The following is a 20,419-nucleotide window of genomic DNA, read 5'->3' on the forward strand; positions in this document are numbered from 1 at the left end:
GCTGCGGTTCGGCGCGGAAGGCTGAAAGAGCATCAGGGTCGGGTTTGCACCGTCCAGGCAAGCATGAAACATCGGACGCGGTCAGGTAAATGGCTAGATTGCCCCCAGGAGTGACCAACCGGGCATGGCGCATGGGGAGGGAGAGCACGTGGCGCACAGGCTCCCGCACATCGCGGGGTTCCAGAGATGGCCGCACGACGGTGCGTCCAAGCAGGAGGGCAAGGCACTGCGGGAGGCCGTACCGCGTGAGGCGCACGCGGCGTTCGCACCGGGCCCCGACCGGCCGGGCGCGGTCGAGGCGGTGCGGGAGTCCGGCCTCGGGCGCATCCCGGGACTCGTCCCGCTGCGGGTGGGGAGGATGACGTCGAGCCCCTTCGCCTTCCTGCGCGGCTCGGCCGGGCTGATGGCCGCCGACCTCGCGGGCGCCCCGGTCACCGGCATCGGCGCCCAGATCTGCGGTGACGCGCACGCCGCCAACTTCGGCCTGTACGGCGACCATCTGGGCCGGCTGGTCATGGACATCAACGACTTCGACGAGACCGTCCACGGCCCCTGGGAGTGGGACGTCAAGCGGCTCGCCACCTCCCTGGTGCTGGCCGGGCGCGAGGCCGGAGCCGACGAGGACGCCTGCCGGGGCGCCGCCTTCGACGCGGTCGGCGCGTACCGGCGCACCATGCGACTGCTGGCGAAGATGCCGGTGCTGGACGCCTGGCACGCCATCGCCGACGAGGAACTGGTCACGCACGCCGACGCCCGCGACCTGGCGGGCACGCTGCGCCTGGTGGCCGGCAAGGCGCGCCGCAACACCAGCGCCAAGTTCGCGGCGCGGGCGACGGAGGAGGTCGAGGGCGGCGGCCGCCGCTTCGTCGACGCGCCCCCGGTGCTGCGCCGGGTGCCGGACGAGGAGGCGGCGGCGGTCGCCGCGGCCCTGTCGGAGGCTGGCTACCTGGCGACGATCGGCGAGGACCGGCGGCCGCTGCTGGCCCGGTACGCGGTGCACGACGTGGCGTTCCGGGTGGTCGGTACGGGCAGCGTGGGCACCCGCTCCTACGTGGTGCTGCTGCTGGACCACCTCGGGCAGCCGCTGGTGCTCCAGGTGAAGGAGGCCCGGCCCTCCGCGCTGCTGCCGTACCTGGGGAAGGCCGGGTTCGACGCCCCCGCGGTGGAGCACGAGGGGCGGCGCGTGGTGCTCGGCCAGAAGCGCATGCAGGTCGTCAGCGACAGCCTGCTGGGCTGGGCCGACGTGGACGGACGGCCGTACCAGGTGCGGCAGTTCCGCAACCGCAAGGGCAGCGTCGACACCGCGGAGCTGGAGTCCGGGCTGATAGACGACTACGCGCGGATGACGGGCGCGCTGCTGGCCAGGGCGCACGCGCACTCCGCGGACCCCCGGCTGATCGCGGGCTACTGCGGCAAGGGCGAGCAACTGGACGAGGCGGTCGCGGCCTTCGCGGTCGCGTACGCCGACCGGACCGAGGCCGACCACGCGGAACTGGTGGCGGAGGTGCGGGCCGGGCGGATCGCGGCGGAAGAGGGCGTGTGAGGCGGCTGCCGCCGGAGTGCCGGCGGCAGCTACCAGGCCGTAGCCTGTGACCGGTGCCCCCCTCTCCTCGTAGGCTGGACCGGTGACGAATTCCCCCGGCACCGAGTCGGCCCCCGGCACCGAGTCGGCCGCCGCATCCTCTTCCGAGCCCCAGGACCGCCTGGCCCAGGCGGTCCGCGCCGCCGAGCGCGCCCTGATCGAGTTCGAGATCGCGGTGGAGACCTTCAGGGTGGAGGTCGAGAACTTCTCCCGGCTGCACCACCAGAAGCTCGGCCCGATGTACGCCCGGCTCGACGAGCTCGACGCGCTGATCGCCGAGGCGGTCGCGGCGAAGAGCGGCTCCCGCGAGGACATCGCCCGCGCCTGGGAGGCACGGGCCCTCGTGATGCCGATGCCCGGGGTGGAGGAGCTCTTCGACGGGCTGCTCGGCTCGGACGGGGTCCGGCCCCAGGAGGACCCGAACCCGCCGCGCCGCGTGCGGCCGGGCAAGGAGGCGCAGCGGCTCTACCGCGAGCTGGTCCGCAAGGCCCACCCGGACCTGGCGCAGGACGAGGCCGAGGTCGAGCGGCGCAGCGAGTTCATCGCCCGGGTCAACGAGGCGTACACCTACGCCGACGAGCAGCGGCTGCGCGAGCTGGCGGAGGAGTGGGAGGCCGGACCGGTCCCCGAGGAGGCGCAGCCGAGCGAGGCCGAGGTGCTGTACGCGCGCCTGGAGTGGCTGGCGCAGCGCAAGGAGCAGCTGGCCGTGCTCGCCGCCGAGCTGGAGAACAGCGCGATCGCGCAGATGATGAAGCTGTCGCCGGACGACCCGGACGGGCTGCTCAACGAGATCGCGGAGAACCTCCTCAACCAGGTCGCCAACCGCGAGGCCCGGCTGGCGGAGCTGGTGCGCTCCTCGAAGGGGCCCGCGTAGCCGGTCGGGTACGTTCGACCTGCACGCCCTGACCGAAGGAGTCCGTTCCATGTTCTACGCCCAGCTGCCCGCGGTGGACGCCGCGCAGGTCCCCGCCGACGGCTACCTGCTCGACGTACGGGAGCACGACGAGTGGGATGCCGGGCACGCCGAGGGCGCGGTGCACATCCCGATGGGCGAGGTCGTCGCCCGTATCGGGGAGGTCCCGGCGGACCGCCGGGTGCATGTCGTGTGCCGGGTCGGCGGACGCTCGGCGCAGGTCGCCCAGTACCTGATCGCGCAGGGCCTCGACGTGGTGAACGTCGACGGCGGGATGCTCGGCTGGGAGGCCGCGGGCCGCCCGCTGGTGACGGACGGCGCGGGGCCGGCGCACGTGCTCTGAGGGCCCTGGCGGCCGTTCCGCCGGACGCTCAGGCCTCGGCGGCGAGCAGGTCGCCCAGTTCCTCCTCGTGGGCGGCGGCGGGGCCGAGGGAGAGCTCCAGCTGCTTGGCCCAGGCGTGGTAGCGGTGCAGCGGGTAGTCGGTGTCGGCGCCGAAGCCGCCGTGCAGGTGCTGCGCGGTCTGCACCACCCGCCGTACGCCCTCCGAGGCCCAGATCTTGGCGACCGCGACGTCGGCGGGGTCCAGCCGCCAGGCGGCCTGCCAGCAGGTGACCTCCATCGCCCGCAGGTCGATGTAGCGGTCGGCGGACTGCACGGCCACGGCCTGGAAGGTGGCCAGTGGGTGCCCGAACTGCTCGCGCCGGGAGGTGTAGGTGCCGGTCATGCGCAGGACGGCGCCGCCGAGCCCGAGCGCCAGGGCGCAGGTGCCGGTGGTCAGCAGCCGGCGCAGCCGGTCCCAGGCACCGTCGGCGGTGATCACGTCGCCTGCGGGGACGCGGACGGCGTCCAGCCGGAGCTCGGCGTGGCGCTCCCCGCTGGTCGAGATCTGCTCGGCCGCGGTGACCGCCTCGCGGGGGACGACGGCGATGACGGTGCGGCCGCGGGCGGCGGAGGCCGGGACCAGGACGTGGTCGGCGTACGGGGCCCAGGGGACGGCGGTCTGGACGCCGTCGAGCAGCCAGTCGCGGGGGGCGCCGTCTCCGTTGGTGTGCGCGTTCCCCTGGAGGCCTCCGTCCGCGGGCCGCGCGGTGACGGCGAGCTCCGCGCCGTCGTGGCCGGTGCGGCCCGCCGAGGCGACGGTCAGCACGAGGTCGCCGCGGCCCACCGCGGGCAGCAGCCGGGCGCGCAGCTCCTCGGGGCCGTCGGCCTGTACGGCGAGCGCGGCGGCGCAGGTCTCCAGCAGCGGCACCCGGGCCAGTACGGCCCCGGCCTCGCGCAGCACCAGGCACAGCGCGACCGGGTCGAGGCCGGCCCCGCCGTACGCCTCGTCGAGCACCAGGCCGAGGAGGTCGGCCGAGGCCAGGCGGCGCCACAGCGGGCGGTCGAAGTCCTCCGCGACCGCCCCGGCGGTCAGCGCGGGGCTCGGCACGGCGTCGGGGGCCACCCCGGAGAACACCGCCCGTGCCGCCTCGACGGCCGCCAGCTGCTCCTCGCTGAAGCTGAAGTCCATGGTCCGACCTCCCGGAAGCATCGATTCTGACGGTGTGTCAGATTAAGGGGGTCGGGCGGGGAAGTCCACATCCCCGGCGCCCTCGCCCGCCCTCCCCGTGGCCGGCCGTGGCCCGGGCTGACCGGTACGGCTGTACCGCACGCGTGGGGCATGAGTACCGTTCCGTGCTGAGCGGAACACGGGGAACAGGAGCGGAGACCACGATGGAGCCACCCGAGGAGTCAGGGGGACCGGCCGCGATAGCCACGCTGTCACGGCCCGCGCGGACCGTGATCGCGCTGGCGCTGGCCGCGGCGGCGGTCGGCGTCGCAGTGCACCTCCTCATGGTCTTCCTGCACGTCGCGCCGTCGAACACCGCCAGCAAGAAGCACGGTGAACTGGTCGGCAGCTACATCTACCCCGAGTTCGAGCAGAACTGGAAGCTCTTCGCGCCCAATCCGCTCCAGCAGAACATCCACGTCTGGGCGCGTGCCGAGGTACGCAAGGACGACGGCGCCGGCCAGGTGACCGGCTGGGTCGACCTCACGGCCATGGACGTAGCCGCGATCAGGCACAACGTCGCGCCCAGCCACACCGAGCAGAACCAACTGCGCCGGGCGTGGAGCTTCTACGCCGCCTCCCACGGTGAGAAGAACAAGCCCATCGGCCTGCGCGGCGAGCTGAGCAGGCAGTACCTGCAGCGCATCGTGGAGGACCGTTTCGGGCCCCGGCTCAACGGCGGCGACGTCGTCCGCCTGCAGGTGCGGAGCGGCACCACACCGGTCGCGGCCCCCACCTGGAGCCCCGAGAAGATCGACACGCGCACCACCTTCCAGGTCCTGCCCTGGTGGAGCTCGGATGTGGCGGACCAGGCGGACGAGGACGAGGGCGGGGAGGACGCGTCGTGAGCGAGGCACTGAACGGGGCCGCGCGCGAAGCGGCGCAGGGAGCCCCCGCGCACGGGGCCGCTCACGGGGCCGCGCACGGTCCCGTCGAGGAGCCCGTGAACCCGGCCCTGCGCGAAGCCGTACGCGAACCGGTCCCCGCCTCCGGCCGCCCGGCGGCCCCGGCGCCGGTTCCGTCCCCCTTCGCCGGAATGCTCGACTCCGCCGCGGGCGGTCTGTCGCGCGGCCTGGCCCGGATCACCGGCACCACCGTCGGCCGCTACCAAGCCGCCGTCGTCCGCATCGGCGTCTCGCTGACCTGGCTGCTGTTCCTGCTGCGCGAGTGGCCGCACCGTCACGAGCTCTACGGGCCGGACGGCGCCTGGAGCTGGGACCTGGCGGACCGGCTCGTCGCCGGCAACCACGCCTTCACCCTGCTGCTGTGGGGCAGGGCCGACGCCTGGTTCGAGGTCGTCTACACGGGCGCGATCCTGGCGAGCGTGATGCTGCTGCTCGGCTGGCGCACCCGCACGGCCTCGCTGCTGTTCATGATCGGCGTGCTCTCCCTGCAGAACCGCAGCGTCTTCGTCGGCGACGGCGGCGACAACGTGATCCACCTGATGGCGATCTACCTCGTCGTCACCCGGTGCGGTCGGGTCTGGTCGCTGGACTCCCGCCGCCGGGCCAGGGGACGGGACGGCGACGGCGACGGCGCGGGGGTCGCGCTGTGGATCGTCCTCGGGCTCGTGCTGGCCGTGGCGCAGCTGCTCGGCAGCACCGGCCTGACCTGGACCGACGGTCTGCTGCCCTGGCTCGGCTGGACGCCGTTCCTGTGGGGGTTCCTGCTGCTCCAGGCCGTGTGGTGGGCGGTGCGGCGGTACGCGCCGGGCGAACCGCGCACGGTGCTCGACATCCTCGCCAACATCCTGCACGCAGCCGGTCTGCTGGTGATCGTCGTCGAGGTGTGCCTGATCTACTCCACGGCGGGCTGGTACAAGGTCCAGGGTTCGCGTTGGCAGGACGGCACGGCGCTGTACTACCCGTTGCACCTGGACGACTTCAGCCCCTGGCCGGGGCTGTCCCACGCGATGGCCGCCAGCGGTCTGATGGTCATGGTGATCACCTACGGCACCGTGATCGTCCAGGTCGCCTTCCCCTTCACCCTCTTCAACCGCCGGGTGAAGAACGTGCTGCTCGCGCTGATGATGGTGGAGCACGCCTCGATCGCGGTCGTTCTCGGACTGCCCTTCTTCTCGCTGGCGATGATCGCCGCCGACGCGGTCTTCCTGCCCACCGGTTTCCTGCGCTGGGCGGGCGACCGCGTGGCGCGCCTGGTGCGGCGCGGCGGGGGACGCGACGCGGCGGCGGGCGGTGCCGGGGAGCCGGAGGACGCCCGCCCGCGGGACGCGGACGACGCGGACGACGCGGAGAGGGCGAAGGACGCGCCGGTGCGGGCGGTCGCGGGGCCGCGAGGGCCGGGACCGGACGGCGAGCCCGCCCCCTCTAACCTCGTGGTGTGAGCACCAGCCAGGACGACGCGGCCGAGCCGCTGCAGTACGACGACGGCTTCGGCCCCGAGATCGGGGTCGGGCCGCATCCGCGACCCTGGCCGGAGGGCCCGCGCTACGACCCCGAGCTGCTCGCGCACGGCGACCGCCGCAACGTGGTGGACGAGTACCGCTACTGGACGCGGGAGGCGATCGTCGCCGACCTCGACACCCGGCGCCACGACTTCCACGTCGCCGTCGAGAACTGGCAGCACGACTTCAACATCGGTTCCGTGGTGCGCACCGCCAACGCCTTCCTGGCCGAGGAGGTGCACATCGTGGGGCGCCGCCGCTGGAACCGGCGCGGCGCCATGGTGACCGACCGCTACCAGCATGTGCGCCACCACCTGGACGTCGCGGCGCTGGCCGCGTGGGCGGCCGCGGAGGACCTGCCGATCATCGGGATCGACAACCTCCCCGGCGCCGTGCCGCTGGAGACCACCGAGCTGCCCCGGCGCTGCGTGCTGCTCTTCGGCCAGGAGGGCCCCGGTCTGACCGACGAGGCGTGGAAGCACGCCTCGGCGGTCTGCTCGATCGCCCAGTTCGGCTCCACGCGGTCGATCAACGCGGGCGCGGCGGCGGCCATCGCGATGCACGCCTGGATCCAGCGCTACGCGCGGGTGGGAACGGAGCAGCCCCGTCCGGAGTGACAGGGCTGCTCCGGACGGGGCTGTCGTCGGTGCGGGCGGGCCGGATCAGGCCTGGCGGCGGACCTCGATGACCCGGAAGCGGCTCGCGACGAAGGCGCCGTCGCACAGGGCCGCGTTGGCGGCGGGGTTGCCGCCGGAGCCGTGGAAGTCGGAGAAGGCGGCCGTCTGGTTGACGTACACCCCGCCGGTCAGGTTCAGCGAGAGCTGGGCGGCCTCCTCCAGGCAGACCTCCTCGATCTGCCGCTCCACCTCGCCGGAGGTGGTGTAGGCGCCGACCGTCATGGCGCCCTTCTCCCGCACGGTGCGGCGCAGCAGGTCGACCGAGTCCTTGGTGGAGTCCATGGCGACCGCGAAGGCGACCGGGCCGAAGCACTCCGACATGAAGGCGGCCTCGTCGTCCGGCTTGGCGCCGTCCAGCTTCACGATCACCGGGGTGCGGACCACGGCGTCCGGGAAGTCCGGGTGCGTGACCTCGCGGGAGGCGAGCGCGACCTCGCCGAGGGAGGCGGCGGCCTCCAGGCGGGCCTTCACATCGGGGTTGACCAGGGCGCCCAGCAGGGCGTTGGCCCGGGCGTCGTCGCCGAGCAGCCCGCCGACGGCGGCCGACAGATCGCCGACCACCTCGTCGAAGCCCTTGTGGCCGTCGTCGGTGGCGATGCCGTCGCGCGGGATCAGCAGGTTCTGCGGGGTGGTGCACATCTGGCCGCTGTACAGGGACAGGGAGAAGGCCAGGTTGGACAGCATGCCCTTGTAGTCGTCCGTGGAGTCGACGACGACGGTGTTGACGCCGGCCTTCTCGGTGAAGACCTGGGCCTGGCGGGCGTTCTCCTCCAGCCAGTCGCCGAAGGCGGTGGAGCCGGTGTAGTCGATGACGCGGACCTCGGGGCGCAGCGCCAGCGTCTTGGCCAGGCCCTCGCCCGGCCGCTCGGCGGCCAGGCAGACCAGGTTCGGGTCGAAGCCGGTCTCGGCGAGCACCTCGCGGGCGATCCTGACCGTCAGCGCCAGCGGGAGCACCGCGCGCGGGTGCGGCTTGACCACCACCGCGTTGCCGGTGGCCAGGGAGGCGAAGAGGCCCGGGTACCCGTTCCAGGTGGGGAAGGTGTTGCAGCCGATCACGAGCGCGACGCCGCGCGGCACCGCGGTGAAGTCCTTGCGCAGGGTCAGCGGGTCGCGCTTGCCCTGCGGCTTGACCCACTCGGCCGTGCCGGGGGTGCGCACCTGCTCCACGTAGGCGTACGCGACGGCCTCGAGGCCGCGGTCCTGCGCGTGCGGGCCGCCGGCCTGGAAGGCCATCATGAAGGCCTGGCCGGAGGTGTGCATGACCGCGTGGGCCATCTCCGTGGTGCGCGCGTTGATCCGGGCCAGGATCTCCAGGCAGACCAGGGCCCGGTTCTCGGGGCCGGCCTCGCGCCAGGCGGGCATCGCGGCCTTCATCGCGGGGAGGAGCACGTCGACGTCCGGGTGCGGGTACTCCACGCCCAGGTCGATGCCGTAGGGGGACACCTCGCCGCCGGTCCAGCCGTCGGTACCGGGCTGGTCCAGGTCGAAGCGGGTGCCGCGCAGGGCGTCGAACGCGGCCTGGGCGGTCCCGCCGTCCGCGTATGCCTTCGGGTGCTCGGGGTACGGGGACCAGTACTCGCGGGTACGGATCGCCTCGAGCGCCTTGTCGAGCGTCTCGCGGTGCGCTTCGACCGACGGGACAGCGGTGAGATCGGCAGCCATGGGGCCAACTCCTCGTCGAGCTGGGATTGGGGTGGGCAGGGTGCTGGCTTCACCGCTAGATTAACCGAATGTTCGGTCGGGACAAGGGGGGCCGACCCAAGCTGTGGACAACCGGCGAGGAGCAGTGGCGGCGATGAGCGCTCTTGACCGATCCAGCACGGTCGCGGTGGTGGGCACGGGGACGATGGGCCAGGGGATCGCCCAGGTCGCACTGGTGGCGGGGCATCCCGTGCGCCTCTACGACGCCGGGCCGGGCCGGGCCGAGCAGGCCGAGCGGGCCATAGGGGAACGGCTGGACCGGCTGGTGGAGAAGGGCCGGCTGTCCGCCGACGAGCGCGACGCGGCCCGCGGGCGGCTCTCGGCCGTCCGGGAGATCGAGGAGCTGGCGGGCGTGTCGCTCGTCGTCGAGGCGATCCTGGAGGACCTGGGCGCCAAGCAGCAGCTCTTCACGGCGCTGGAGTCGGTGGTCCCCGAGGACTGCCTGCTCGCCACCAACACCTCCTCCCTGTCGGTGACCGCCGTGGGCGGCGCGCTGCGCCTTCCGGGGCGCTTCGTCGGCCTGCACTTCTTCAACCCCGCCCCGCTGCTGCCGCTGGTCGAGGTGGTCTCCGGCGCGGCGACCGACGAGGCGGCCGCCAGGACCGCGTACGACACCGCCGCCACCTGGGGCAAGACGCCGGTGCGCTGCACCGACACCCCCGGCTTCATCGTCAACCGGGTCGCGCGCCCCTTCTACGCCGAGGCCTTCCGGCTCCACGAGGAACGGGTCGCCGACCCCGCCACCATCGACGCGGTGCTGCGGGAGAGCGGCGGCTTCCGGATGGGCCCCTTCGAGCTCACCGACCTCATCGGCCAGGACGTCAACGAGGCCGTCACCCGCTCGGTGTGGGACTCCTTCTTCCAGGACCCCAGGTTCACCCCCTCGCTCGCCCAGCGGCGGCTGGTGGAGTCCGGGCGGCTCGGCCGCAAGAGCGGGCACGGCTGGTACGACCACGCCGAGGGCGCGGCCGCTCCGGCCCCCCGCACCGCCGGGCCGGAGAAGCCGCCCGCCGAGGTCACCGTGTGCATGGGCGGCCGCGGCCCGGCCGCGGTGCTGCCCCGGCTGATCGCGGAGGCGGGCATCGAGGTGCTGGACGGCGAGGTCGCCGACCCGGACGACGGGTTCATCGAACTGCCCGGCGGCGGCCGGCTCTACCTGGCGGACGGCGGACCGGCCACCACGGGCCCGGCCGTCGACTACGTGCAGTTCGACCTCGCGCTGGACTATCGGGTGGCCACCCGGGTCGCCCTCGCGCCGTCCGACTCCGCGCGCCCGGAGACCGTGCAGGCGGCGATCGGCCTGTTCCAGGCGCTGGGCAAGAAGGTCAGCGTCATCGAGGACGTCCCGGGCATGATCGTCGCCCGGACCGTGGCGATGCTGGTGGACTTCGCCACCGACGCCGTCGCCCGCGGGGTGGCCTCGCCGGAGGACGTCGACTCCGCGATGCGGCTGGGCGTGAACTACCCGCGCGGTCCGCTGGCCTGGGGTGACGAACTGGGCTTCGAGTGGGTTCGCGAGGTGCTGCGCAACCTGCACCAGGCGTACCCCGGCGGGCGCTACGCGCCGTCCCGTCCGCTGAACCGCCGCGCGGCGGCCGAGGGGAGACTGCTCTAATCATGACCATGGCACAGCGCGACAGCTCCGCCCCCAAGAGGGACACGTACACCCCGGACTCGCTGCTGGCCGTGGCCGTGGCGGTCTTCATCGAGCGCGGTTACGACGGCACGTCCATGGAGCACCTGTCGCGCGCCGCCGGCATCTCCAAGTCCTCGATCTACCACCATGTGCGGGGCAAGGAGGAGCTCCTGGAGCGCGCCGTCGGCCGTGCCCTGGACGGGCTCTTCGGCATCCTGGCGGAGCCCGGGGCGAGTGGCGGGCGGGCCGTGGAGCGGCTGGAGTACGTCACGCGCCGCACCACCGAGGTGCTGATGGCGGAGCTGCCCTACGTCACGCTGCTGCTGCGGGTGCGCGGCAACACCACGACCGAGCGGGCGGCCATGGAGCGCCGCAGGGAGTTCGACCACCGGGTCGCCGACCTGCTGAAGTCGGCCGTCGCGGAGGGGGACCTGCGAGGTGACGTGGAGCCCAGGCTCGCGACCAGGCTGCTCTTCGGAATGATCAATTCCATAGTCGAGTGGTACCAGCCGCACGCGGCCGGTACCCGGGAGCACGACGACGCCGCGGTCGTGGACGCCGTCGTGCGGCTGGCCTTCGACGGGTTGCGCGTCTCTTGACGCTGGTCCAGACCAACCGTCACGCTCGGGGTCATGCCACTCACCTTGCGTGCCCGTCTGTGTGCCGCCTCGGCGGCCGTCCTGCTGCTCGCCGGGTGCGGAGGCGGTGACGACGGCGGACAGGCCGCCGACGCCACACCGCCTGAGGACTTCGGCTGCCTGACGGCCGCGCAGGCGAAGGCCGGATCCGTCGGCTACGACGATGCCGGCGCCAACCCCGTGGACGCCTGGTTCGGCGGCAAGGGCGACACGGCCGTCCTGCTGATGCACCAGGCGGACGGCGACATGTGCCAGTGGATGCCGCAGGCCGACCTCCTGGTGAAGGACGGCTACCGCGTCCTGGTCGTCGACTCCAACGGCAGCGAGGTGCCCGAGGTCGTGGGCGGGGTGGCGTTCCTGCGCGACAAGGGCGTGCGGCACGTGCTGCTGATGGGCGCCTCCAAGGGCGGCACGGCCGTGCTGGAGGGTGCCGCGTCGGTCGACCCGCCGGTCGACGCCGTGGTCTCGCTCTCCGCGCCCGAGACCTACGGGACGATGGACGCGAGCTCCGCGGTGCCCCGGCTGACGATGCCCGTGCTCTACATGGCGGCGGCGGGCGACACCGCGTTCGCGGAGTCGACCGAGGCGCTGAGCAAGGCCACGAAGAAGGCGGCCGAGAACCGGCTCGACATCGTCGGCGGACCCCAGCACGGCGTGGGCATGCTCAGCTACGACCCCAATTGGGCCACCGTGACGGCCTTCTTGAAGAAGTACGCCGGATAGCCGGGCGGGGGATGGGCGGGCGGGGCCCGCGGGCGGGGCCGGCGTCAGTCGGTCAGCACCCGGTCGGTCTCCTCGAAGACCAGCAGCGTGCGGCTGCTGAGTACCTCCGGCACTGCCTGGATGCGGGTCAGCACCAGCTCCCGCAGGCTGCGGTTGTCGGGGGTGTGGACGAGCAGCAGCACGTCGAAGTCCCCGCTCACCAGGGCGATGTGCGCCACCCCGGGCAGCTCCAGCAGCTTCTCCCGCACGGTGCGCCAGGAGTTCTGCACGATCTTCAGGGTGATGTACGCGGACGCGCCGTGACCTGCGCGTTCGTGGTCGACCCGGGCCGTGAAGCCGCGGATGACCCCGTCCTCGATGAGGCGGTTGATCCGGGCGTAGGCGTTGGCGCGGGACACATGGACGTGCTCCGCCACCGACCGTATGGACGCCCGGCCGTCCTCCTGCAGGTAGCGCAGGATCGCGCGGTCGATGGCGTCCAGCGGACGCACCGCCGCCGGACCGGTGTCCGGTGCCGCTGCCTGCGGTCCCGGGGCGCCGCCCCGAGAAATTTGGGAATCCGTCACGCCCCCGAGCCTCCCTAGCATGGACGTACTGGCTCCATCTCAGGGTGTGGAGAACCGTTTGTCCACAGGCGGGACACACCTGTAGCCAAAATGCCTCCGGCGACCGAACAATCGGTAGGGGAGCGATACCCGCTCCACCGATCGAACACGCCCACGAGGAGGTGCTCGCGATGACCGTCCTGGACCAGCACGTCTGGCAACCCCGCACCGACCCGGCGCCGCTGCTGCCCGACCCTGAGCCGTACCGACTGCTCGGCACCCCCGAGGCAGGCGCGCTCGACGCCGGACTGCTGACCACGATGTACGGACAGCTGGTGCGCGGCCGCCGCTACAACCGGCAGGCCACCGCGCTCACCAAGCAGGGCAGGCTCGCCGTCTACCCCTCCAGCACCGGTCAGGAGGCGTGCGAGGTCGCCGCGGCGCTCGCCCTCGAGCCCCGCGACTGGCTGTTCCCCAGCTATCGCGACACCCTGGCCGCCGTCGCCCGCGGCGTCGACCCCGTCGAGGCGCTGACGCTGCTGCGCGGTGACTGGCACACCGGCTACGACCCGCGCGAGCACCGGGTCGCCCCGCTCAGCACGCCGCTGGCCACCCAGCTGCCGCACGCCGTGGGCCTCGCGCACGCGGCCCGGCTCAAGGGCGACGACGTCGTCGCCCTGGCCATGGTCGGCGACGGAGGCACCAGCGAGGGCGACTTCCACGAGGCGCTGAACTTCGCCGCCGTGTGGCACTCCCCCGTCGTCTTCCTCGTGCAGAACAACGGCTTCGCCATCTCGGTGCCGCTCGCCAAGCAGACCGCCGCCCCGTCGCTGGCCCACAAGGCCGTGGGCTACGGGATGCCCGGCCGGCTCGTCGACGGCAACGACGTCGCGGCCGTCCACGCCGTGCTCACCGAGGCCGTGGCCCGCGCCCGCGAAGGCGGCGGGCCGACCCTGGTGGAGGCGATCACCTACCGCATGGACGCCCACACCAACGCCGACGACGCCACCCGCTACCGGGAGGACGCCGAGGTCGAGGCCTGGCGCGAGCACGACCCGATCGCCGTGCTCGAGCGCGCGATGCGCGAGCGCGACCTGCTCGACGAGGCGATGGTCCGCGACACCGAGCAGGACGCGGAGCGGATGGCCGCCGCGCTGCGCGAGCGGATGAACGAGGACGCCGTCCTCGACCCGATGGACCTGTTCGCACACGTCTACGCCGAGCCCACCCCGCAGCTGCGCGAGCAGGCCGCGATGCTGAGGGCCGAGCTGGAGGCCGAGGCACAGTCATGAGCACCGCCACCACCGCGACCCCCGTGGCCGCCGGACGCAAGCCGGCCACCATGGCCCAGGCGCTCAACCGCGCGCTGCGCGACTCCCTCGCCGAGGACCCGTCCGTCCACCTCTTCGGCGAGGACATCGGCACCCTCGGCGGTGTCTTCCGGATCACCGACGGCCTCGCCAAGGAGTTCGGCGACAGCCGCTGCACCGACACCCCGCTCGCCGAGGCCGGCATCCTCGGCACGGCCGTGGGCATGGCGATGTACGGGATGCGCCCCGTGGTCGAGATGCAGTTCGACGCCTTCGCCTACCCGGCTTTCGAGCAGCTGGTCAGCCACGTCGCCAAGATGCGCAACCGCACGCGCGGCACCATGCCGCTGCCGCTGACCATCCGCGTGCCCTACGGCGGCGGCATCGGCGGCGTCGAGCACCACAGCGACGCGTCCGAGGCGTACTACACGCACACCCCCGGCCTGCACGTCGTCACCCCCGCCACGGTGGCGGACGCCTACGGGCTGCTGAGGGCCTCGATCGCCTCCGACGACCCGGTGATCTTCCTCGAGCCGAAGCGGCTGTACTGGTCCAAGGCCGACTGGTCGGCGGACGCGCCGGAGGAGGTGGCCCCCATCGGACGGGCCGTCGTCCGCCGCGCCGGCCGCTCCGCCACCCTCATCACCTACGGCCCGTCGCTCCCCGTCTGCCTGGAGGCCGCCGAGGCCGCCGTGCAGGAGGGCTGGGACCTGGAGGTCGTCGACCTGCGCAGCCTGGTGCCCTTCGACGACGAGACGGTCAGCGCCTCGGTGCGCCGCACCGGCCGCGCGGTCGTCGTCCACGAGGCCTCCGGCTTCGGGGGCGTGGGCGCCGAGATCGCCGCCCGGGTCACCGAGCGCTGCTTCCACCACCTGGAGGCCCCGGTCCTGCGGGTCGCCGGCTTCGACATCCCCTACCCGCCGCCGATGCTGGAGCGGCACCACCTGCCCGGTGTCGATCGCATCCTCGACGCGGTCGGGCGCCTGCAGTGGGAGGAGGCGTGATGGCCGTCGTCCGCGAGTTCGCCCTCCCCGACCTGGGTGAGGGGCTGACCGAGGCCGAGATCGTGCGCTGGATGGTGCAGGTCGGCGACGTCGTCGCCATCGACCAGCCGGTCGTCGAGGTCGAGACGGCCAAGGCCGTGGTCGAGGTGCCCTGCCCCTACGGCGGCGTGGTCACCGCGCGCTTCGGCGAGGAGGGCCAGACCCTCGACGTCGGGCGGCCGCTGCTGACCGTCGCGGTCGGCTCCCCCGACGGGCAGACGCCCGCCGCCCCGGCCGCCCCGGCCGACGGCGACTCCGGGTCCGGCAACGTGCTGGTCGGTTACGGGACCAGCGGCCCCGCGGCCCGGCGCCGCCGGGTGCGTCCGGCGCCGGGTGCCCCGGCGCTCGCCCCCGCGGCCGCTCCGGCTCCGGTGGCCGCAGTGCCGGTCCGGCACGAGGGCCCCGTGGCCGTCATCTCCCCGCTGGTGCGGCGCAGGGCCCGTGAGCACGGTCTCGACCTGCGCGTGCTGACGGGTTCCGGCCCCGACGGGCTGATCCTGCGCTCCGACGTGGAACGGGCCATCACGGCCGTGTCCACGGCGCCGGTCACCGCGCCCGCCCCCGTGGCCTCCGCGGCCCCGGCCGAGGGCACCCGCATCCCGCTGCGCGGCATCCGCGGCGCCGTGGCCGAGAAGCTCGGCCGCAGCCGGCGGGAGATCCCCGACGCCACCTGCTGGGTGGACGCCGACGCGACGGAACTGCTCGCGGCACGGGCGGCGATGAACGCCGCGGGCGGTCCCAAGGTCTCCGTCCTCGCGCTGTTCGCGCGGATCTGCGCGGCGGCCCTCGCCCGCTACCCGGAGCTCAATTCCACGGTGGACACCGGTCGCGGCGAGATCGTCGTGCTGCCGGAGGTGCACATCGGCTTCGCGGCGCAGACCGATCGCGGTCTGGTCGTGCCGGTCGTGCGGGACGCCCACCGGCGCAGCACGGAGGAGCTGTCGGCGGAGATCGGCCGGCTCACCGAGGCGGCCCGCTCCGGTGCGCTGACCCCGGCCCAGCTGACCGGCGGCACCTTCACGCTGAACAACTACGGCGTGTTCGGTGTCGACGGCTCCACGCCGATCATCAACCACCCCGAGGCCGCGATGCTCGGCGTCGGCCGGATCACCCCCAAGCCGTGGGTGCACCAGGGCGAACTGGCGGTGCGGCAGGTGGTCCAGTTGTCGTTCACCTTCGACCACCGGGTGTGCGACGGCGGCACGGCGGGCGGCTTCCTCCGCTTCGTCGCGGACTGCGTGGAACAACCGGCGGTGCTGCTCCGGGCGGTGTGAACACGTCACGGTGGGCGATACTCCGGGCATGACTCCGGAGCCGCGTGAGCCGCGTGACCACCCATCGCCGCCTTCGCCGTACGAGCAGCCCTACGACGCGGTCGTCCTCGCCGGCGGCGCCGCCAGGCGCCTCGGCGGGGCCGACAAGCCGGGACTGCCCGTCGCCGGTCGCGCGCTGATCGACCGTGTCCTGGACGCGTGCGCGGGCGCGGCCACCACGGTGGTCGTCGGCCCGCGCCGTCCCACCGTCCGCCCGGTGGCCTGGGCCCGCGAGGAACCGCCGGGCGGGGGCCCGCTGCCCGCGCTCGCCGCCGGGCTGCGCCAGGTCTCCGCGGACGTCGTGCTGGTGCTCGCCGCCGATCTGCCGTTCCTCTCCCGTGCCACGGCGGACGCCCTGCTCACCGACCTGCGCGGCGGCGCGGAGGGCGACGACGGGGTCGTGCTCACCGATCCCGACGGCCGCGACCAGACGCTGGCGGCCGCCTACCGCACCGAGGCACTGCGCCACCACCTGGCGCTGATCGCCGCCGAGCACGGGACCCTCACCGGGCTGCCGTTGCGTCTGCTCACCGGTGAACTGGCCCTGCGGAGGCTGCCCGACCCCACAGGGCAGGCCTCCTTCGACTGCGACACCTGGGACGACCTCTCCACAGCCCGGGCCCGTATCAGGGAGCATGGGGGCGTGTTGGATGAATGGATCACCGCAGCCAAGTCCGAACTCGGCATCGACCTCGACGTCGACATCCGTATGCTCCTCGACCTCGCCCGGGACGCCGCGCACGGTGTCGACCGCCCTGCCGCGCCGCTGACCACCTTCCTGGTGGGCTACGCCGCCGCCACGGCGGGCGGCGGCGAGCAGGCCGTCGCGGAGGCCGCCAGGCGCGCCGCCGCGCTGGCCGAGCGGTGGGCGAAGGAAGCGGAGAGCGGGGACCCGGGCGCATGAACCTGCCGGGTGCGGCGGGCGGTGCCCGCGACACCGGTGCCGGGGACGCCGCCGACGACGAGTTGGACGCGGCGCTCGCCCTGGCCAACGGGCGGGCCGTCGGCCGGCACGACCCCGCGCAGCCACCTTCCGGCGGCGGCCCCGACGGCGCCCCGTCGTCCCTCCCCCATCCCCACGGCGGGGCCGGGGGCGGGACCCACGGTGCCTCCCACAGCGGTCGCCACGACCTGCCGTGGCCGCGGGCCCGGCGCATCGCCGGGTCCGCCGCCGGGCCGCTGGGACGGCTGGCGCTGCCGCTCGACGCGGCGCTGGGACACGCGCTGGCCGTGCCGCTGACCGCGCTCACGGACCTGCCCTCCTTCGACACCTCCGCGATGGACGGCTGGGCCGTCGCGGGCCCCGGCCCGTGGCGCACGGAAGGCAGCATCCTGGCCGGGCAGCGGTCCACGACCGCGCTGCTCGACGGCCACGCCACCGTCATCGCCACCGGCGCCGCGCTGCCCCCCGGCGCGACCGCGGTGCTGCGCCGGGAGCACGGGCGGATCACCGCGGACGGGCTGCTGCACGCCACGCGGGGCGGCCCCGGGCCGGGGCAGGACGTGCGGCCCCGCGGCCAGGAGTGCCGCGGCGGCGACGAGTTGCTGGCGGCCGGCGCACTGGTCACGCCCGCGGTGCTCGGCCTGGCGGCGGCGGCCGGTTACGACGAACTGACCGTCACCGCGCGGCCGTCGGTGGAGGTCCTCGTCCTGGGCGACGAGTTGCTGGACGCCGGCGCGCCCGGCGCCGGCCGGGTGCGGGACGCGCTCGGCCCGCTGCTGCCCGGCTGGCTCACCGCGCTCGGGGCCGGCACGGTCGGCGCCCGGCGGCTGAAGGACGACGCCGGTCTGCTGCAGGACGCCGTCACCGCGTCCACCGCCGACCTCGTCGTCACCACGGGCGGCACGGCGGGCGGACCGGTGGACTTCGTCCACCCCGTACTGGAGCGCATCGGCGCGCGGTTGCTCGTCGACGGCGTCGCGGTCCGCCCCGGGCACCCCATGCTGCTGGCCGAACTGCCGGGCGGCGGACGGCTGGTGGGCCTGCCGGGGAATCCGCTGGCGGCGGTCTCCGGGGTGCTGACCCTAGCCGTTCCCCTGCTGCGCGCGCTCGCGGGCCGTCCGGCCCCCGTGGCGTACGAGGCCCGGCTCACCGGAGACGTGCACGGCCACCCCACCGACACCCGCCTGGTGCCGGTGGTCCTCGACGAGGAGTCGCAGGCGGCCCCGCTGCACTTCAGCGGTCCGGCCATGCTCCGCGGCATCGCGGCGGCCGACGGCATGGCCGTCGTCCCGCCCGGCGGGGCGGTGAAGGGCGACCGTACGGCCGTCCTGGAGACGGGCTGGGGGCGGCTGTGAGAGAGACCGGCCGCGGCCGAGGCACCGCGCGGACGGGCGCCGACATCGTCCACCTGCCCCACAAGAGCGCCGTCGGGCCACTGCGCCAAGTGGTCCGGCGGCTTCTGATGGCCCTGCTGGTCATGGTGCTGACCGTGCTGATCGTGTACGTCGACCGCGCCGGCTACCACGACAACGCCGGCGATTCGATGTCGCTGCTGGACTGCGTCTACTACGCCACCGTCACCCTCTCCACCACCGGCTACGGCGACGTCGTCCCGTACAGCGCGAGCGCCCGGCTGACCAACGTGCTCCTGGTGACGCCCTTGCGCGTGCTCTTTCTGATCATCCTCGTCGGCACCACTCTCGAAGTGCTCACCGAGCGCACCCGCGAGCAGTACCGGCAGCAGCGCTGGAGGTCCATCGTGCGCGACCACACCGTCATCGTCGGATACGGCACCAAGGGCCGTTCGGCTGCCAGGACGCTGACCGGGCACGGTGTGCCGGCCCAGCGGATCGTGGTGGTCGACCCGGACCACAAGGCGGTGGAGGCCGCGGTCGCCGCGGGCTTCGCGGGCGTCGCCGGCGACGCGACCCGCAACGACGTCCTCCTGCGGGCGGAGATCCAGCGGGCCAAGGAGCTGATCATCGCCGCGCAACGGGACGACACCGCCGTCCTGGTGGCGCTCACGGCCCGCCAGCTCAGCAAGCGGATCAACATCGTCGCTTCCGTGCGCGAGGAGGAGAACGCCCCGCTGCTGCGCCAGTCGGGCGCCAACGCCGTCGTGACCAGCTCCGGCGCGGCGGGCCGGCTGCTGGGGATGTCCATGCTCAGCCCGAGCGCCGGCGAGGTGATGGAGGAGCTGATCACCTACGGCAGCGGACTGGACCTGATCGAGCGCCCCGTCACCAAGGCGGAGGCCGGGCTCGACCCGCGCGAGGTCGGTGATCTGGTGGTGGTCGTCAAGCGCGGCCACCGGCTGCTCGACCACGACAACCCCGAGGCGAGCCCGCTGCAGTTGACCGATCGGCTCATCGTCATCCACAGGACGAGTCAGGACGACCCGTCGCACGTCCCGCAGGGGTAGCGTCGGCAGCATGCATGCGATCACCATCCCCGAACCCGGCGGTCCCGACGCGCTCGTCTGGGCCGAGGTCCCCGATCCCGTACCCGCCGAGGGCGAGGTGCTCGTCGAGGTCGCCGCGACCGCCGTCAACCGTGCCGACCTGCTGCAGCGGCAGGGCTTCTACGACCCGCCGCCGGGTGCGTCCCCCTACCCGGGCCTGGAGTGCTCGGGCCGAGTCGCCGCCCTCGGCCCGGGGGTGAGCGGCTGGTCCGTGGGCGACGAGGTGTGCGCGCTGCTCGCGGGCGGCGGCTACGCCGGCAAGGTCGTCGTCCCCGCCGGGCAGCTGCTGCCGGTGCCCAAGGGGGTGGGGCTCGTCGAGGCGGCGGCCCTGCCCGAGGTGGTCTGCACCGTCTGGTCCAACGTCTTCATGATCGCCCACCTGCGTCCCGGCGAGACGCTGCTGGTCCACGGCGGCTCCAGCGGCATCGGCACGATGGCGATCCAGCTGGCCAAGGCGGTCGGCGCCAAGGTTGCCGTCACCGCGGGCAGCGAGGACAAGCTCGCGAAGTGCCGCGAGCTGGGCGCGGACCTCGGGATCAACTACCGCGAGCAGGACTTCGCGGCCGAGGTCCGCGAGGCCTTCGGCGGGGCCGACGTCATCCTCGACATCATGGGCGCGAAGTACCTGGGACGGAACGTCGAGGCCCTCGCGGTCAACGGCAGGCTGGCCGTCATCGGGCTCCAGGGCGGTGCCAAGGGCGAGCTCGACCTCGGCAGGATGCTGGCCAAGCGGGCCGCGATCACCGCGACCTCGCTGCGCGGACGGCCGTTGGAGGAGAAGGCGGCCATCGTGGCGGCGGTGCGGGAGCACGTCTGGCCGCTGCTGGAGTCCGGGGTGGTGCGCCCGGTCGTGGACCGTACGCTCCCCGTGCGCGAGGCGCCGGAGGCGCACCGGCTGGTCGAGGCCAGCACCCACGTCGGCAAGGTGCTGCTCACCCTCTGAACCGCCGCCGGACGGCCGGTACGGCCCCCGCGGGCAC

The 20,419-nt window shown here is 73.8% G+C and carries 19 protein-coding genes; 16 read left to right on the plus strand and 3 right to left on the minus strand.

The features are described from left to right. Nucleotides 1-124: 124 nt before the first annotated feature. The 3 genes from OIE69_RS20850 (at nt 125) to OIE69_RS20860 (ending at nt 2,838) form a co-directional block, all read left to right on the plus strand. Nucleotides 125-1,543: a DUF2252 domain-containing protein gene (locus tag OIE69_RS20850; protein WP_326573732.1), complete on the plus strand. Its 1,419-nt coding sequence runs from the start codon at nt 125-127 to the stop codon at nt 1,541-1,543. 82 nt (nt 1,544-1,625) lie between these two features. Then, nucleotides 1,626-2,456, plus strand: coding sequence for a hypothetical protein (locus OIE69_RS20855; protein WP_326573734.1), 831 nt, complete (start codon nt 1,626-1,628; stop codon nt 2,454-2,456). Between the two features lie 49 nt (nt 2,457-2,505). Further along, entirely contained in the window at nt 2,506-2,838 is a 333-nt protein-coding gene (locus OIE69_RS20860) for a rhodanese-like domain-containing protein (protein ID WP_018559175.1), read from the plus strand. A 28-nt stretch (nt 2,839-2,866) separates the two neighbouring features. On the opposite strand, the gene OIE69_RS20865 is transcribed toward OIE69_RS20860, so the two are convergent. After that, nucleotides 2,867-4,006 carry an acyl-CoA dehydrogenase family protein gene (locus OIE69_RS20865; protein ID WP_326573737.1) on the minus strand — a complete coding sequence of 380 codons (1,140 nt, stop codon included), beginning with the start codon at nt 4,004-4,006 and terminating at the stop codon, nt 2,867-2,869. Between the two features lie 203 nt (nt 4,007-4,209). On the opposite strand from OIE69_RS20865, the gene OIE69_RS20870 reads away from it, so the two are divergent. Genes OIE69_RS20870 through OIE69_RS20880 form a run of 3 tightly spaced genes read left to right on the plus strand, consistent with a single transcriptional unit; the run spans nt 4,210 to nt 7,066 of the window. Beyond that, nucleotides 4,210-4,893, plus strand: coding sequence for a DUF5819 family protein (locus OIE69_RS20870; protein ID WP_326573739.1), 684 nt, complete (start codon nt 4,210-4,212; stop codon nt 4,891-4,893). Further along, a complete protein-coding gene (locus OIE69_RS20875) occupies nt 4,890-6,389 on the plus strand; it encodes an HTTM domain-containing protein (protein ID WP_392567543.1) in 1,500 nt (499 codons plus the stop codon). Before OIE69_RS20870 ends, OIE69_RS20875 begins: the two co-directional genes overlap by 4 nt. Continuing rightward, nucleotides 6,386-7,066: a TrmH family RNA methyltransferase gene (locus tag OIE69_RS20880; RefSeq protein WP_326573741.1), complete on the plus strand. Its 681-nt coding sequence runs from the start codon at nt 6,386-6,388 to the stop codon at nt 7,064-7,066. Before OIE69_RS20875 ends, OIE69_RS20880 begins: the two co-directional genes overlap by 4 nt. A gap of 45 nt (nt 7,067-7,111) precedes the next feature. Here OIE69_RS20880 and paaN read toward each other — a convergent pair whose 3' ends face one another. Beyond that, entirely contained in the window at nt 7,112-8,788 is a 1,677-nt protein-coding gene (paaN, locus tag OIE69_RS20885; protein ID WP_326573743.1) for a phenylacetic acid degradation protein PaaN, read from the minus strand. A 133-nt stretch (nt 8,789-8,921) separates the two neighbouring features. Here paaN and OIE69_RS20890 point away from each other — a divergent pair, with 133 nt between their 5' ends. Genes OIE69_RS20890 through OIE69_RS20900 form a run of 3 tightly spaced genes read left to right on the plus strand, consistent with a single transcriptional unit; the run spans nt 8,922 to nt 11,824 of the window. Further along, the gene (locus OIE69_RS20890; protein WP_326573745.1) at nt 8,922-10,442 is read left to right on the plus strand and encodes a 3-hydroxyacyl-CoA dehydrogenase; all 1,521 of its coding nucleotides are present in this window, start codon (nt 8,922-8,924) and stop codon (nt 10,440-10,442) included. Between the two features lie 2 nt (nt 10,443-10,444). Continuing rightward, nucleotides 10,445-11,062, plus strand: a complete 618-nt coding sequence (locus tag OIE69_RS20895; protein WP_326573747.1) for a TetR/AcrR family transcriptional regulator — start codon at nt 10,445-10,447, stop codon at nt 11,060-11,062. A gap of 33 nt (nt 11,063-11,095) precedes the next feature. Further along, a complete protein-coding gene (locus OIE69_RS20900; RefSeq protein ID WP_326573749.1) occupies nt 11,096-11,824 on the plus strand; it encodes an alpha/beta hydrolase family protein in 729 nt (242 codons plus the stop codon). A 44-nt stretch (nt 11,825-11,868) separates the two neighbouring features. Here OIE69_RS20900 and OIE69_RS20905 read toward each other — a convergent pair whose 3' ends face one another. Then, complete coding sequence (locus tag OIE69_RS20905) at nt 11,869-12,411, minus strand: Lrp/AsnC family transcriptional regulator (RefSeq protein ID WP_078619887.1); 543 nt, start codon at nt 12,409-12,411, stop codon at nt 11,869-11,871. A 149-nt stretch (nt 12,412-12,560) separates the two neighbouring features. Between OIE69_RS20905 and pdhA the strand changes: the two genes are divergently transcribed. The 7 genes from pdhA to OIE69_RS20940 are packed head-to-tail and all read left to right on the plus strand — an operon-like array spanning nt 12,561 to nt 20,382. Then, the gene (pdhA, locus tag OIE69_RS20910) at nt 12,561-13,661 is read left to right on the plus strand and encodes a pyruvate dehydrogenase (acetyl-transferring) E1 component subunit alpha (protein ID WP_326573752.1); all 1,101 of its coding nucleotides are present in this window, start codon (nt 12,561-12,563) and stop codon (nt 13,659-13,661) included. Next, on the plus strand, nt 13,658-14,683 hold the full coding sequence (locus tag OIE69_RS20915) for an alpha-ketoacid dehydrogenase subunit beta (RefSeq protein WP_326573754.1): 1,026 nt from the start codon (nt 13,658-13,660) through the stop codon (nt 14,681-14,683). Before pdhA ends, OIE69_RS20915 begins: the two co-directional genes overlap by 4 nt. Continuing rightward, a complete protein-coding gene (locus tag OIE69_RS20920; protein WP_326573756.1) occupies nt 14,683-15,996 on the plus strand; it encodes a dihydrolipoamide acetyltransferase family protein in 1,314 nt (437 codons plus the stop codon). The genes OIE69_RS20915 and OIE69_RS20920 overlap by 1 nt, the downstream gene beginning before the upstream one ends. 28 nt (nt 15,997-16,024) lie before the next feature. Next, complete coding sequence (locus tag OIE69_RS20925) at nt 16,025-16,939, plus strand: NTP transferase domain-containing protein (RefSeq protein WP_326573758.1); 915 nt, start codon at nt 16,025-16,027, stop codon at nt 16,937-16,939. Then, nucleotides 16,936-18,333: a molybdopterin molybdotransferase MoeA gene (locus OIE69_RS20930; RefSeq protein WP_326573760.1), complete on the plus strand. Its 1,398-nt coding sequence runs from the start codon at nt 16,936-16,938 to the stop codon at nt 18,331-18,333. Before OIE69_RS20925 ends, OIE69_RS20930 begins: the two co-directional genes overlap by 4 nt. After that, on the plus strand, nt 18,330-19,400 hold the full coding sequence (locus OIE69_RS20935) for a potassium channel family protein (RefSeq protein ID WP_392567544.1): 1,071 nt from the start codon (nt 18,330-18,332) through the stop codon (nt 19,398-19,400). Before OIE69_RS20930 ends, OIE69_RS20935 begins: the two co-directional genes overlap by 4 nt. Before the next feature lie 10 nt (nt 19,401-19,410). Beyond that, nucleotides 19,411-20,382 carry an NAD(P)H-quinone oxidoreductase gene (locus OIE69_RS20940; RefSeq protein WP_326573762.1) on the plus strand — a complete coding sequence of 324 codons (972 nt, stop codon included), beginning with the start codon at nt 19,411-19,413 and terminating at the stop codon, nt 20,380-20,382. Nucleotides 20,383-20,419: the final 37 nt, after the last annotated feature.

Origin of the sequence: Actinacidiphila glaucinigra (assembly GCF_035918135.1) — a bacterium.
GTDB lineage: Bacteria > Actinomycetota > Actinomycetes > Streptomycetales > Streptomycetaceae > Actinacidiphila > Actinacidiphila glaucinigra.